The sequence below is a fragment of the Shewanella sp. MMG014 genome, from assembly GCF_018100775.1.
Lineage (GTDB): Bacteria > Pseudomonadota > Gammaproteobacteria > Enterobacterales > Shewanellaceae > Shewanella > Shewanella japonica.
This window is the reverse complement of the sequence record NZ_JAGJDZ010000003.1, coordinates 105850-120744: the sequence shown is the minus strand read 5'-3', so window position 1 is coordinate 120744 and position 14895 is coordinate 105850. Positions and strand designations below refer to the sequence as shown.

At 40.6% G+C, this 14895-nt stretch carries 14 protein-coding genes; 7 read left to right on the top strand and 7 right to left on the bottom strand.

Annotated elements, in window-relative coordinates; all coding sequences use genetic code 11:
• Positions 1–285: 285 nt before the first annotated feature.
• On the bottom strand, positions 286–861 hold the full coding sequence (locus tag J8L86_RS05785) for a type VI secretion system amidase effector protein Tae4 (RefSeq protein ID WP_211029291.1): 576 nt from the start codon (positions 859–861) through the stop codon (positions 286–288).
• Between the two features lie 1026 nt (positions 862–1887).
• Here J8L86_RS05785 and nhaC point away from each other — a divergent pair.
• Positions 1888–3363 carry a Na+/H+ antiporter NhaC gene (gene nhaC / locus J8L86_RS05780; RefSeq protein WP_211029289.1) on the top strand — a complete coding sequence of 492 codons (1476 nt, stop codon included), beginning with the start codon at positions 1888–1890 and terminating at the stop codon, positions 3361–3363.
• 30 nt (positions 3364–3393) lie between these two features.
• Here the strand turns inward: nhaC and J8L86_RS05775 are convergent, their stop codons facing one another.
• Positions 3394–4746: an FAD-binding oxidoreductase gene (locus J8L86_RS05775; protein ID WP_211029287.1), complete on the bottom strand. Its 1353-nt coding sequence runs from the start codon at positions 4744–4746 to the stop codon at positions 3394–3396.
• 59 nt (positions 4747–4805) lie between these two features.
• Positions 4806–5396 (bottom strand): GNAT family N-acetyltransferase, encoded by a 591-nt coding sequence (locus J8L86_RS05770; protein ID WP_055023547.1) that lies wholly within the window; start codon positions 5394–5396, stop codon positions 4806–4808.
• Positions 5397–5546: 150 nt separating this feature from the next.
• Here J8L86_RS05770 and J8L86_RS05765 point away from each other — a divergent pair, with 150 nt between their 5' ends.
• From J8L86_RS05765 to J8L86_RS05745, 5 genes are all read left to right on the top strand, one after another.
• Entirely contained in the window at positions 5547–6293 is a 747-nt protein-coding gene (locus J8L86_RS05765; RefSeq protein ID WP_080916941.1) for a spondin domain-containing protein, read from the top strand.
• 12 nt (positions 6294–6305) lie between these two features.
• Positions 6306–7058, top strand: a complete 753-nt coding sequence (locus tag J8L86_RS05760; RefSeq protein WP_055023548.1) for a spondin domain-containing protein — start codon at positions 6306–6308, stop codon at positions 7056–7058.
• A 135-nt stretch (positions 7059–7193) separates the two neighbouring features.
• On the top strand, positions 7194–7919 hold the full coding sequence (locus J8L86_RS05755) for a response regulator transcription factor (protein ID WP_065109331.1): 726 nt from the start codon (positions 7194–7196) through the stop codon (positions 7917–7919).
• A gap of 43 nt (positions 7920–7962) precedes the next feature.
• Entirely contained in the window at positions 7963–9438 is a 1476-nt protein-coding gene (locus J8L86_RS05750) for a HAMP domain-containing sensor histidine kinase (protein WP_065109330.1), read from the top strand.
• A 169-nt stretch (positions 9439–9607) separates the two neighbouring features.
• On the top strand, positions 9608–10318 hold the full coding sequence (locus J8L86_RS05745) for a DUF6445 family protein (RefSeq protein WP_055023551.1): 711 nt from the start codon (positions 9608–9610) through the stop codon (positions 10316–10318).
• A gap of 117 nt (positions 10319–10435) precedes the next feature.
• Here the strand turns inward: J8L86_RS05745 and J8L86_RS05740 are convergent, their stop codons facing one another.
• Both J8L86_RS05740 and hemE read right to left on the bottom strand, forming a co-directional pair.
• A complete protein-coding gene (locus J8L86_RS05740; protein ID WP_055023552.1) occupies positions 10436–10654 on the bottom strand; it encodes a hypothetical protein in 219 nt (72 codons plus the stop codon).
• A 311-nt stretch (positions 10655–10965) separates the two neighbouring features.
• A complete protein-coding gene (gene hemE / locus J8L86_RS05735) occupies positions 10966–12030 on the bottom strand; it encodes a uroporphyrinogen decarboxylase (RefSeq protein WP_055023553.1) in 1065 nt (354 codons plus the stop codon).
• Positions 12031–12498: 468 nt separating this feature from the next.
• Here hemE and rsd point away from each other — a divergent pair, with 468 nt between their 5' ends.
• Complete coding sequence (rsd, locus tag J8L86_RS05730; protein ID WP_211029285.1) at positions 12499–12978, top strand: sigma D regulator; 480 nt, start codon at positions 12499–12501, stop codon at positions 12976–12978.
• A gap of 132 nt (positions 12979–13110) precedes the next feature.
• On the opposite strand, the gene J8L86_RS05725 is transcribed toward rsd, so the two are convergent.
• Positions 13111–14154, bottom strand: a complete 1044-nt coding sequence (locus J8L86_RS05725) for an MJ1255/VC2487 family glycosyltransferase (protein ID WP_211029283.1) — start codon at positions 14152–14154, stop codon at positions 13111–13113.
• Positions 14155–14222: 68 nt separating this feature from the next.
• A complete protein-coding gene (locus J8L86_RS05720; protein WP_055023556.1) occupies positions 14223–14732 on the bottom strand; it encodes a phosphatase PAP2 family protein in 510 nt (169 codons plus the stop codon).
• Positions 14733–14895 lie beyond the last annotated feature (163 nt).

The window sequence follows — 14895 nt, the reverse complement described above, 5'->3', positions numbered from 1 at the left end:
TGTGATAGCAGTCAATGCTAAAAGTCACAGGGATTTTTTTTGATTAATTATCGATAGTAAAATTTTAATATTTATTAATTACGGGTAAATAAAACTCTGAAGATGAATATTGATAGAATAGAAACAATGATATAACTTGGGAAAACATACATAAAAATATAAGGCGCAATATCCATCCTTTGCTCTTCATGCAGCAATGGAGATACTAAATAATTATAAAACCCTAAAAAAATCCCTATGTTAAAAATGGAATTTACAATGATAAAAGTAACTTTCTTAATCAAACTATTCATAATTATCACTTAATTTCCCAAAAATGGATTTCTTTGCTTTATTGAAATCAGAAACTGTCCCAAAAAACTCATAAATTGATCTCATTAACATACCGCTACTGCTTATTTCATCCTTGTTCCATAAGTCAATATGGTCACCACTTTGGTTATTAGTTGTTTCATTTCCTCTTTGCCAATAATCTTTAAAGAAAATTATTCCAGTTCGATTTTTTAAGTCTTTTTGAAAAGTACTAGGTGAAATTTTTTCAACCTTATGGAGTCCACCTATATTAGAAGAAGTTAACCATTTAGCCATTTCTTCAGCTCTTAAAATATGCTTAGTTCCTGAATGTGACCAACACTTTGCGGCCTTAGCGCTTGATGTAGAAACACCAACATTAATTAAAGCTTCACTTAGTAATATTGCACAATAATTGTCAAAAGGTGCAGAGCTTGTTTCTTGCTTATTTTGACACCGAGCTTTCATTAAGCTTTTCTCAGGAAATGATTCCCATAACGTTTTAAAATCTAACAAAATAAATCCCTTTATATTATTTTGATTATTAATCAGTGAATTATAACCTGCCATTTTTTTATTTTTACTTCAATTACCCTATGTAGCTATTACTCAAGTAATCACATCCCAATTAACTAGAATAATGTAGACCTTCCACCAAATGCTTACCTTGAAATAGTCGACTAAATTTAACTCTCTCAGAGCAAATAAATATCCAACCATAAAGCGCCACGACTTTTCGGCCAATAGTCCGCTTATTTAATACCCCTGTAGATATTGAATAATGTATCTAAGTTCATAGCTTCGACTTAACTAATTGCCTGCCGCAGGCTTATGTGCAGATACAACTGCGAGACGCTACAAGTACATCCCTGTAAGCTCAGCCAAAACATCCATGTTTTGGAAGCTCGCTGCTGCATCTACACTGGGATTATTAGCTCTTCGATTTAACTTCGTTTTTATATTCAATATAGAGCAAAGCCGCAGAGTTCAGTTGGCTTGAGTGCATCAAGAAAATTACGTGAGTCCTGACATGGCCTTTCTCGCACATCCATGTGCTTCAAGGCATTTTGTGCATCCTGCACTTAAGATATCAGCTAGCTTTCGAGGGGAAGGGACGCCCCGTCGTAAGCGTTAGTGATTTTTGAAGATGGACGAAGCTGAACCAAATGAAGCTAAAAGCTAAATAATACTCCGTTGGAAATTTTGCTTTTTAAATTTCGCCGGAGCGCTGAGGGATTACTCTTAGTAAATAAAATATGAGGACAAGCGCTTTACCCCTTGATTCTGATGTGGGCGAAGCGCCACGACTTTGATCTTATTAAATTAAGGGATAACAAAGAAATAAAATCACTAATTATAGCTAATCACATCTAAGTAAATATGCACCAATATCACCTCAAATGAATAGCTAATCTAGTATCTTAAATTAATAAGCAATAGATCTTGTAGTCCTATGCTTTTCTAGCAAGTTGCCAATTGCCAAAACATCGACTTATCCCTTGTATCTATGGCAGGATGTCGGCCAAGTTACAAATTAACAACAAATAACACCGACTATTTACAACACCCCATAAGAATAAAAATAGGGATCGCTTTATGTCTGACTCTCAACTCAAACAACCTAGTTTGTTTGACGCCCTTGCACCTGTTATCGCCCTTATCACCATGCTGGGCGCTGCGGTGTACCTTTTCTCTTCTGATAGCTCATCAGGAGCAAACCAAATTGCACTGATTCTCGCCGCTTGCATTGCCATTTTAATTGGTTACAAAAATGGCTACAGCTGGAACCAAATGGAACGTGGCATCATTAAAAGTATTGGTGTCGCAACTGGCGCTTTACTGATCTTATTTACTGTTGGCTCCCTAATCGGTACCTGGATTTTAGCCGGCACAGTGCCGACAATGATTTACTACGGTATGCAAATCCTCCATCCACAATATTTTTATGCTGCCAGCTGTATTTTATGTGCCGTTGTCGCTATAAGCATCGGTAGTTCGTGGACAGTAGCAGGTACTATTGGTATTGCCCTTATTGGTATCGCTTCAGCGATGGGTTTAGATATCAATATCACTGCAGGTGCAATCATCAGTGGCGCTTATTTTGGTGATAAAATGTCACCATTATCTGACACAACCAATCTAGCTCCTGCCGTTGCTGGCTCAAATATCTTTAGTCATATTAAGCATATGACTTGGACCACTGTGCCCAGCATTATTATTGCCTTAATCGTGTTTACTTTTTTAGGTTTATCAGCCGATGTATCCAGCTTTAACTCGCAACTAGGTGATACGCTGACATTACTAGAAAATACTTACCAACCTGGGCTGCATTTACTACTACCATTATTAGTTGTGCTCTTTTTGGCAAATAAGAAAATGCCCGCATTTCCAACCGTGATTATTGGTACCTTAGCGGGTGCTATCTGCGCAGCCATTTTCCAGTTTGATAATGTGATTACTTACGTTAACGACCCACAGTTATTACCAGTAATTGCCATCATTAAAGGCATTTGGATTGCGATGTTTGATGGTTATGTGGCTAATACTGGCGATGCCGTGCTCGACAACTTATTAAGCCGTGGCGGCATGAGCAGTATGGTGACAACAGTCTGGTTAATATTGTGTGCTATGGCTTTTGGCGGCGTGATGGAAGTGACAGGCTTATTAGCTCGCTTACTTGAAAGCATCATGAATTTAGTGACAGGCACCAGCAGCTTAATTATCACCACTCTTGGGGTCTGTATTGGCGCTAATGTGATTACTGCCGACCAATACATTGCCATCGTATTACCCGGTAGAATGTTAAAAATGGAATATCAAAAGCGTAAACTTGCACCTGTCAATTTAAGCCGCTCTTTAGAAGATTCAGCAACTGTCACTAGCCCGTTGATCCCCTGGAATACTTGTGGCGCCTTTATGGCAAGTACCCTAGGCGTGGCGACTATCGCATACCTACCCTACGCTATTTTTAACTTAGTTTGTCCGTTTATCAGTGCGTCTTATGCCTATTTCAATATTAAAATTGAGCCATTAGATGAATCAACGCTCAATGAAGAAATTCAAGCAAGCTAGCCTTGATGATATCGATGTATAAAATCAGTATTAACCGAATTTATCTTTGAGCCAGCCATAATGATAATAACCCCATTGCCCTAGCCGTCTTGCTTTTGCAAACGGCATCTGTGGTAATGGGGAGTTATACAAAGGTAAGTTCGGTAAGGTTTCTCCTGCAATACTTTGTGCCAGTCTAAAGGCAGCTTGAGCGCTAAATGATACGCCGGCGCCGCAATAACCCAAACTGTAACCAACGCCATTTTTACCGTAAACATGGGGCATGTCATCCATTGATGCTGCTATCCACCCCGTCCAGTTATAAGCAACCTTCTTTCGGCTCAGATGTGGAAAGCACTTATCCATCGCAAGTTTCAAACGCTGACCATATATCGGCTTAGCCGCGTCCTTGCCCCATACGGCGCCACGGCCTCCAAACAATAAACGGTTATCGGGCAGCAATCTAAAGTAATACTTTAATATTCGCGTATCCATGGTCACTTGGTGACTATGTAAACCTGCCGCTTTTAGCTCATCTGCAGTTAATGGTTCAGTGACGATAATATTGCTCAGTATCGGTAAAAACTTATCATCTATTCTTTGGTTCAGCTGCTTAGGCGAATAAGCATTACCCGCCATGATCACCTTATTGGCTAACAGTTCACCTTGATCCGTTACTAAACGGTGCTTTCCATTTTCTTCTATCCAGTCACGCACACAGGATTGCTCGTTTATGGTTATTCCCTGTTTTTCAAGCATGGACTTATAGCCCAGTAATAGCTTAAGAGGGTTAATCCCAAAGCCATCATTCAGCCTTAACGCACCATAAGCTTGATGATGGTTAAGGTACTGCTCTCTAAAGTGTTCAGCAGTAATAAACTCGGCTGTAAAATCGCTGCCTTGCGCCATATTTTTTTGAATATATTCGGCTGCCGCTTTAAGGTTTTTTAACGCTTTTGGATTATGAGCGACCTTGAGATAACCTTTCTCTTGTGGCTCACACTGTATGTGATGTTGCTGTATTAATCCTTCAACTCGACTTACCGCTTGACTAAACTCACTGTAGATCCCGCGCGCAGTGTCTAGTTCCCAACGTTCAGCCATTGCGGAATACCCCAAACGACCCGAGCCCTTTAAGACAAAACCCGCATTACGAGCGCTAGCGCCAAACCCCACTTGATTAGCCTCAAGCACACGACAATCAATGTGGTATTGTGTCGCTAAATAATAAGCCGTCAATAGACCAGTATAGCCGCCGCCTATAATAGCAACGTCTGTTTGCTGAGAACCTTTGAGTGAGGGAAGTAATGCGGGTAATGATTGTGTGCTCGCCCAGTAGCTATGCGCAAAAGGCTGCTTAGCAGGTGATTGATTAATTAAGGGATCATACAAAGCTTGAGGCATGTTGGGTACTCGTGGTTAACACCAATGTGGTCATACAGAGAAATGTTGAAATGAGTTATTTAGTTAAACTCAATCACCATTTCACAGGCTGTACAGTGGCAATCATCGCCGCATATCACGCACAGATAATCACTGTTGTCTTGCTGCTGGTTCCATCGACTCGGATGCTCTTTAATCAATTTACCGCCAGCATGAGTAAAGTAGCCCACTGCTGAATTTTTAGGGCTTTGTTTCCACAAATGACTCACTCCAGCTGTCGCACCTTGCGCTTTTACTGCTTTGATAGAGGCTTGTAGTAGTTGCGAACCTATGCCTTGCCCTCTAAGCTCTTGAGCCACTGTATTGCACTTGAAGTAACACATTTGATCGGGTGAAACTGGCCATTTTTGTGGTGTACACCATTTATCAATTGGCCAATTGCCCGCTGCATAGGTCAGTCTAAACCCAGCTATTTTTGATTGTTCTTGCGCCTGATGTACCGATGATAATTGTTCATTTTCTGCGATAAAATGGGCATTAATATTATTTTTTATTCCCATTTGATAAATATTTTCCAGCGAAGGCATGTCTAAGTAACCTTCACCATGCACTAAATTACCTAGCTCAATAACCTGTTGAAAATCTTCAGGAGTTAGTGTTCTTATTATCATTTTCACACCCTAAAATTTTACTATTCACCATCACGATAACACAAAAAAATCGCTCAAATAAACGATGTTAAACTTTTGTGATAATTTAGCGATAACCCAGTGAGATCCCTTTGTCAGAATCATTATCAATCAAACAAAAGGAGCTCTGTTATGAAATCATCAGTCTTAAAGACATCAACACACAAAAATTTATCAGTCAAAACCAGCTTGTTAACCCTTGGATTAGTTGCAGGCGGAATATTTAGTGCTCAAGCATCTGCAGCTGATTTAGAAATTAGTGTCGTTAACCTAACCCATGGTAATCATTTCACCCCGCTACTGATTGCTGCTCATGATACTGACAGTCACCTTTTCCATGTCGGTGAAATGGCCACACCAGCCTTACAAAAAATGGCTGAAGGCGGCGATGTTGGTGATTTAGATGCCGCCGTAATGGGTGCTGGTGGTTTTACCGCTGTTAACCCTGCAATGGGATTATTAGCCCCTGGCGCGAATGTAAGTGAAGTGATGCTCGACTCTATGGATATGACACATTTATCGATTGTGGCAATGGTATTACCAACCAACGATGCCTTTATTGGTTTAGATAGCTGGGAAATTCCGACTGAGGCAGGCAGCTACACTGTGTATTTAAATGCATATGATGCAGGTACAGAAGCCAACGATGAAATCGTCAATGGCGGCGGCATGTCAGGTGTTCCAGGTATTCCAGCTGCTCCTGGCGGTGACGGAGGTATGAATGGTACTGGTGTTATGGATGGTTCTACTAATGCTTATGTTCACACTCATCCAGGTGTGCTTGGCGATACTGATGCAGTAGGCGGTGCCAGTGATTTAGACAGTCGTATTCATCGCTGGTTAAACCCTGTGGCGAAAGTTGTTGTTACCGTCAAATAAGGGGGAATCGCAATGAGATATTTAACGAATACGTCCAAAAAACGCAGTCATCCATACAGTTTATCAGCCGTAGCACTTATCGCTGTGATTGGATTAAGTGGTTGTTCTGATGACGATGATGACTCACCAACACCGGCACCAGTGACACCAACGCCGCCAGCTGTGGTAATGCAAACATACACTGTCACTGTTACGAATTTAACAGCTAACCAGCCAATGTCTCCCATTGCTATCGCCTCTCATGGTGATGATGTCATGTTGTGGCAGGCCGGTGAAGCAGCCAACGTTGCACTAGAGAAAATCGCAGAAGGTGGTGATGCAGCAGATGTTGCTGCGATTGAAGGCATTACTTCAACCGTCAGTGGCGCTGGTATTTTAATGCCAGGGATGTCAGAAACCATTACCGTGACACTCGAAGAAGCCGATGTAGCCAACCTCACGGTTGCCACTATGTTAGTGAACACCAATGATGCATTTACAGGCTTAAACAGCTATGACATCAGTATGCTCGCAGTGAGTGATTCAGTATCTATGCGTGGCATGGTTTACGATGCTGGAACCGAAGCAAACTCAGAAGCACAAGGCACTATGCCTGGACCTGCTGATGGTGGTGAAGGCTACAACGCTGAACGTGATGATGTTGATTTTGTCCATATCCACCCTGGTGTTATCACTATGTATGATGGGTTAATGGATAGCGTATTAACGCCTTCACATCGTTTTGATAATCCAGCGGTTTCTATCTCGATTAGCCGTACTGAGTAAGTGATGCGAATGCATAGCTAATCAGATTGTTCAGCGATAGATTAAATTCTGTTTGATAACATTATTTAAACAATTTGAAATTTAATCTGCCCAAGTCAGGTCTGCTCAGTAGGGATCTGATTTGGGACATTCTGGATGAACGATAGCACTAAGCATAACGGCCATCAGATAAAGCCGCATATTTTACTTGTGGAAGATGAACAAGACTTAGCAAAACTTATCATGCTCAACTTAACAGCATTAAATTATGAAGTATTTCATGCGACTACGTTAAGTCAGGCAATGCAAATCATCGACACAAAAACGTTCGACCTCATTCTCATGGACAGGATGCTGCCTGATGGTGACGGCATCATGTTATGTCAGCAATTACGAGAAGCAGAAAAGTCATTACCAATAATGATGCTAACTGCAAAAGATTCTGAAGCCGATATTGTTTTGGGGTTAGAAGCTGGCGCTGATGACTATTTAGTGAAGCCATTTAGCGTATTAGAGCTTAGAGCCCGCGTTAAAGCCATGCTAAGGCGCAGTAAGGTTCAACAAGTACAAACTGAGCAATTGGACTTTAATGGGGTCACCATTAACTCAACCACCCGAGAGGTCGTATCCAATAACAGCCCACTTGAACTCACCGCAAGAGAGTTTGATTTACTGTTATTTTTAGCCAAGCACCCACTCCAAGTATTCAGTCGTATGCAATTGCTAGAGGCTGTTTGGGGTTATAACTATGATGGATACGAGCATACGGTAAATAGCCATATTAATCGTTTACGCAGCAAACTTGCCCGCAGTCCAGGTCATCCTGAGCTCGTAAAAACAGTGTGGGGAGTGGGTTATAAATTTTCTCCACCAGAAGCGTAAATGGATTATTTTTCTCTGATGTTACCAAGGCAGGCCAGTCATTATGAATCGACTATTTAATCGACTATTTCTTTCAGCGACATTGGTTGTGCTTATTCTGTTCATGGCGTTATGGCAATGGTTGCAACTCAATCATGAATTTAGTCGTAACCAAATTCAGCAATCTTTGCATCTCGAATTGGCTGAGCATATGGCACATATCAACCCATTACTCTCTCAAGGCATTACTTCTGATGCGGCATTAAAAGAAGCGTTTCATGATTTTATGTTACTTGGGCCCAGTTTTGAGATCTATACACTCGATCCAGAAGGCCGAGTCGTTGCTTATGATGCAAAAGAGGAGAAGATTAAAAAAAACCGAGTGAGTTTAGATAAAATTGAGCAGTTTATTGCACGCCGAGATTTACCTATATTAGGAACAGACCCTCGATCGACTGAAACTGAGAAGATTTTTTCAGTCAGCCCACTTATCACAGAGGATGGCCTTCACAGCGGGTATTTATACGTGATTATTGGCGGTGAAGATTATGACAGCTGGCAGGCGCTGATTAATTCTGAAAACCAGCCTAAACTATGGGGCGCTACGATTGGTTTTTGGGTGATATTTGCCTTGATATTGTTTGTATTATTATTAGGCTTTTTTACCCGTCCAATTCAAAAGTTAGCCAGTGATTTAACGCGTCTTAAAGCGTGTTCGTTTGAAGGGAATTCCTTCGACAGCAGCCTGACTCTCCCAAACCGTTATAACGGTAGCTTAGAAATCAAAAAGCTCAGCGAACATATTAATCATTTACTGCAAGAGCTTAATAATCAACATCAACAAGTTAAACGCCAGCAACAAGCAAAACATGACTTTTTACTGCATTTATCCCACGATTTAAAAACACCGCTCACCTCTTTATTAGGATATATAGATACCTGGTTGCTCTCCCCACCAAATGAGCGCCAACCAGAATACATAGAGTATGCGGCTAACTCAGGGCAAAACTTGCAACAATTACTATCGCAACTGCTTGAGCTTGCAGCACTTGAAAACGGTCAAATTAGCGCTCAAATTAAACAAATCAATTTGCGTGAGTTGTTACTCGATTTGAATCAGACATTTGCTCCTAGAGCTAAAAAGCTGGGAATAAGATTACAATTTAATATTACCGATGAATTACAGGTTTATACCGATCCACAATTGATGCGCAGAATCCTCAATAACCTTGTTGATAATGCGCTCAGATACACCCCTAAAGATGGCACTATTACCATTTACAGTGAAACGTTAAATGGTCAAACTTGGCTAGCCGTTAAAGACACTGGTGCAGGTATGCACAAGCATGAAGTGGACGCTTTAAAACAATTATCAATGCAACAACTTACCTTTTCACCAGAACAACCACTCCCACAATTAGGTGTTGGGCTTGCAATTGTTAGACAGCTCCTTGGGATATTAAAGTGCCGTATAAATATCGACAGTCAACCTGGTACAGGAAGTTGTTTTCATATTGAGCTGCTTTCTTCAAGTCATTGAGTGTTATGTGAGTAATCGTTACTCCGATTTTGATTACTCATTATTTTTTACAAGTTAATGAGCCACTTTTCTACCCATCGCATTTGAATGTTGATAACATAAATTCAACAAGCACCGTCCGTATTAAACGAACAATTATTATTTTAAATCGTTTGCAGGTAGATACAGCATGCACCCAATATATTCAGATGAACTCAACCTTCCTGATGCACCTTTCGATGCTCCTAAACTCAATTATGAAAAGCCCGAAGAAAATAAAAACTTTTGGATAATTGATAATTTCTTTTCTGAAAAGCAAGCAACAGAGATTGCCAATCGCTGTTTCATGAAAAGTAAGTGGAAGCTTGGCAAGCCTTATACTAGTGAGTTATGGCCTGGTATGCGCTCTAAAAACGCCTTGAAGAAAAAAGAGCTCTTACAAGTAGAAAACTGGATAAAAGAAACCCTAAAAGTCGATAAATTATGGGTTGCTGAATCAAACAGTGTCGTTGTTGATACAAACACAGCTATTTTGGTTGGGGCTGATGAAGGAGCGGCAAGACCTCATGTTGATAATCGGCAGCTTTGTCGATACGGCGCCGTGCTTTTTTTAAGTAAAAATCCTAAACCACACTCTGGAACCTCTTTCTATCGCTTGAAATACGCGAATGAAGCTGCTGGCGGTAATCTAGTACAAAAACCCTATAACAATTTAGTGGATGCGTTAAACACCGACAGCTTACCTCCAAGTGCTTGGTATGAAGACGAAGCCATTGAAAATAAATTTAATCGCCTCATTTTATTCAAAGGCAATATGGTTCACAGCGCCAGTAGTTACTTTGGTAAAGAAAAGAGGGAAAAAAGACTCGCGATTACTTTCTTCTATATGACAGAGGATTAAACGTATAATTGCTCAAAGCATCAAAGCCAAAAACAACAAAGCCAAAAACAACAAAGCCACCTATTTAGGTGGCTTTACGTATCAAGTCAATTAATAACGAACCTTGAATGTCTACAATTAATCGTTATAAATTGATTGATATAAGCTTTTAATTTTGTGGAAGAAAAGACTCGCAATACCCGCAAACAAGCTAATCCACATCAATAATACTGAAGCAACTGTGATGTATTGCCCCATGTAATAATCAGCATTGGCTACATAGATGTAATGGGTGCCAGGAAGCAAAGCAGCAAAAATAGCGAAGAACACTAAAGCAACAATAATTTGAATTTTCATATTTAACTCTCTTTTAGCGAAGGCTACTAGATGTGGCTTCCATCCCATCGTGAAACAAAACTAGTTAGCATAAAATATTTATTCTCAGAATGTGTATAAAATATCAAATTAACTCTCTGAAGAATTTTGCAAAGATCACAAATTAGAATATCTCATATTTACTTTGTGACACATATCACCACACCTTTAACTCGATGATTCCTATAAGCTAGTTCAGCTTTAGTCATTCGTCACTTTTTTCACAAATAAAAAAGACGAGCTAAGCTCGTCTTTTTTTACGCATCTTCACGACGCCTCAAACTTCATACCCATTACTTGTGGTATTTAGCCGATAACTCATGCACAGAGTTGATGAACGAACCGGCATGCTCAGGATTAACATGCTGATGAATACCATGACCCAAGTTAAATACGTGGCCAGTACCTTCACCGTAAGATGACAAGATTTGGTCAACTTCTTGATGAATACGCTCAGGTGATGCGTAAAGTACTGATGGATCCATGTTACCTTGAAGCGCAACTTTTTCACCAACACGGCGACGTGCATCACCGATATCAACAGTCCAGTCTAAACCTAGTGCATCACAACCTGTTTCAGCCATAGATTCTAACCATAGTCCGCCACCTTTAGTGAATAAAGTAACTGGTACTTGGCGACCGTCTGCATGACGAGTAAGACCATCAACGATTTTTTGCATGTAACGTAGCGAGAACTCACGGTAAGCATGGTGAGATAATGCACCGCCCCATGAATCGAAAATCATTAACGATTGAGCACCGTTAGCAACTTGTGCGTTTAGGTATAAGATAACTGAATCAGCTAACTTGTCTAAAAGCATGTGTAGTGTTGCTGGCTCTTCGTAAGCCATTTTTTTGATCTTTTCAAACGTCTTGCTTGAACCACCTTCAACCATGTAGGTTGCTAGTGTCCATGGAGAACCAGAGAAACCAATTAATGGTACTTCACCTTTTAGTTCACGACGAATGGTGCTAACAGCACGCATAACATAACCAAGCTCATCTTCAGGATCTGGGATAGCTAGCTTTTTGATAGCGTCGATTGTATCTGTAGGACGCTCGAAACGTGGACCTTCACCGGTTTCAAAATATAAACCTAAGCCCATTGCATCTGGAACAGTAAGAATATCTGAGAATAAAATTGCAGCATCTAAATCATAACGACGAAGTGGTTGTAGCGTCACTTCACATGCTAAATCTTGGTTCTTACAAAGAGACATAAAGTCACCCGCTTCTGCGCGAGTCGCTTTATATTCAGGTAGATAACGTCCAGCTTGACGCATCATCCAGACAGGGGTTCTGTCAACAGGCTGTTTTAATAAAGCGCGTAAATAACGATCATTCTTTAATTCTGCCATGGGGCTTGATTCCTAAACATATAGTGATATCCGCTGGCGCGTAGTTTAGCACTTATGCGATTAATGTAACCAGCAATGCTAAATTAATGTGAAGTAACACCCCAACTAGTATCGAAATTGCTAATGTAATCGTTATCGCGCTCACAATAATACTCATAATTAGGTATAGATTAGGCTAATTGGATAAAAAAGTTGCACCTATTGTTAGCGTTTGGTATAAAAAGTCTGCGCTAGCAAGAACAATCAAGAAGCACGATAAATCGAGCCCTTAAAAAATCTATTTGCCCAGTGATAGCTTGCTATCACTGGGCATTTTTCTTTCTGAACTCCACAGTTTCATTATTTTTTACAATTAAAACGTCCTTCTTCTGGTCGATCCATTCGATCTTTTACAGAAAATAGTTGATCAATAGTCACTTTCTCTCATACATTAAGTGTTATGGATTAGTTGCAATATTGGATTTCGTTATGCTGACAAAACTAGAAAAAGCCGAACAAAAATGGGGCGGTTCTAACAAGCTTGTCGATCAATGGCTACAACACCGTAGAAATTTACTGATCCAATACTTCAATATTGCCGGTCTAGCCCCTTACACTGCGCCAGAAAAAAGCCTTCCAACCACAGAAACGGTCAAGCAATTTTGTGCACAATTAGTGGACTACGTTTCCGAGGGACACTTTGAAGTGTATGACCAAGTGGTCAACGAATGTGAGAAGTCTGGTGAAAGCAGTAAAGCCCGTGCACAACACCTATTGCCTCAAATTAGCGAAACAACCGATGCTGCGCTTGACTTCAATGATAAATATACAGAAGTTGAAAGTGACGATGTATTGATGGACTTAGACGCCGATTTATCAAAATTAGCTCAAGCAATGGAAACGCGTTTTGCTTTTGAAGACGAACTTCTTGAGCAACTTTACGAACATCATTCAAAAGCGGCCAGTTAACGCTATTGCCAATTGTATGGGTGCTAGTCATTACCGTTAGCGCTGAGCATTTGCACATAAAATTAGCGCTTAAGAATAGTTTAAACCATTAGCTTTCCATTGCCCGCTCACAAGGCATACTCAGTTATACCTTCATTTACGCCAGTTATCTGGTAATTCCACCTGCGACCATAAATCGTTGCACAACATTTGATGTTGATGCCAGTCGCCCTGTTTTAACCATTTCACTAAAGCATCACCGACCTGAGGGTACTGAATAGGCTTTGGCGATGCAGACTTTAGCCAACGTTTTAATACACTGCCATCTAAAGTGTCCATGCTTTGTGCAGCAGCAAGTAATTCTAATGCGGCCACATTAGATGACTGCTCAAATTGACCTAATAACGGTTTTACCAACAGCTTTTTGCCAAGCGTCATGGCTTCACTGGCCAGTTCAAACCCAGCATTGCCTATCACGCCGCCACATTGTGACATATGGGCTTTAAAACCCGTGCGATTGAAACCGAACCAATTAATATGGTCTGCCAATGCTATATTCGGTTCAGCAGCGTGATAGACAAAGAATTGATATTGATTAAAAGGCGCCAAGAACCGAGCAATTTCATCTGGGCTTTCAAAAGGCAAATACACCAAAATCTGATGATGGTGATCACCGCAGTTTGGCTCGACTTCAACAAAAGGCGGAATAATTGGAAAACCAAAGTGATGCCAGTGGCAACCTAGTTTAATATCTGTTGGAGCGAAGTTATTCAGTAAACGTTCGTCAAGCCAACTCATCCCTTGTTTAGGCACAGGATACTGCAATGCAGCTTGATGGCTGATGCTTATTGATGTGACTCCCTGTTTTTTTGCTGCCCAAGCCGTCACAGGCTCAAAATCATTAATCACTAAATCATAATCAGATAAGTCCATGTGCTGCACTTCTGAAAAGATGGACGTAGAAAGATTGCGTCTAATGGTTTTTGGCAGATTAACTCGCCCACCTTCTGTCATAAATGACATACCTTTTCGCAGCTGAAAGTCACCAAAACAATCCATATCAAAATATTGATGTTCTTCTCGGCCACTGAATAAAAAATCGACCTCTATGTCCGTTTTACTCAGTGACTTCGCCATCACACGTGCACGGCTAATATGGCCATTTCCTGTACCTTGAACACCGTATAAGATTTTCATAAACGCCCTTGATTACCTGCCACTAATTTCTACATCCCACAAAATAAAAAGAGTTAAATACCCTGTGGTTAAATAAATTGCTCTGCCATGCTCACCGCTCCGAGCCCTAATGCTATTCCAGCTAAGATATCTAATGGGTAATGCACGCCAAGTGCGATTCTCGATAAGCCAATTGCCATAGCCCAAGTAAATGCCATCACAGCCAGTAATGGGAAAACATGCATCACGACTGATGCCATAATGAAGGCCGCCGCCGTATGCCCAGAAGGCAGGCTAAACTTATCGGATGGTTGAAAATCAGATTCAAACCCTGCAAATGCGGCGCAGGGACGATTGCGACGAATAAAATTTTTGAGTAATAAATAAAGAGGCAGCTCAATAATATAGCTGACTAACATAAGGTTGAAAAAGTGGCTTCCTTGAGGATGTAGAAACAACAATCCAACGGCCAAATACACATAAATATGGCCATCACCCGTTGCAGAGACCTGCTTAGCAAACTGATTAAGCTTATGCTCACGACAAAAGGTTAATATATGACAAAATAACAACTTATCTAAGTTTGCTATATTCACCATCTCGCTAGTCCTTTGGGTTATTTATTATCCAACCATGATTAGGACTGTAAATATGACCAATGACGCTGACATGACATTCTGTCGAAAGTTTTATGACAATGACGAATCTGATACTGATATCAAGTGTCCGCAATAACCGTCATAAGAGGAAGTGATATCTGAG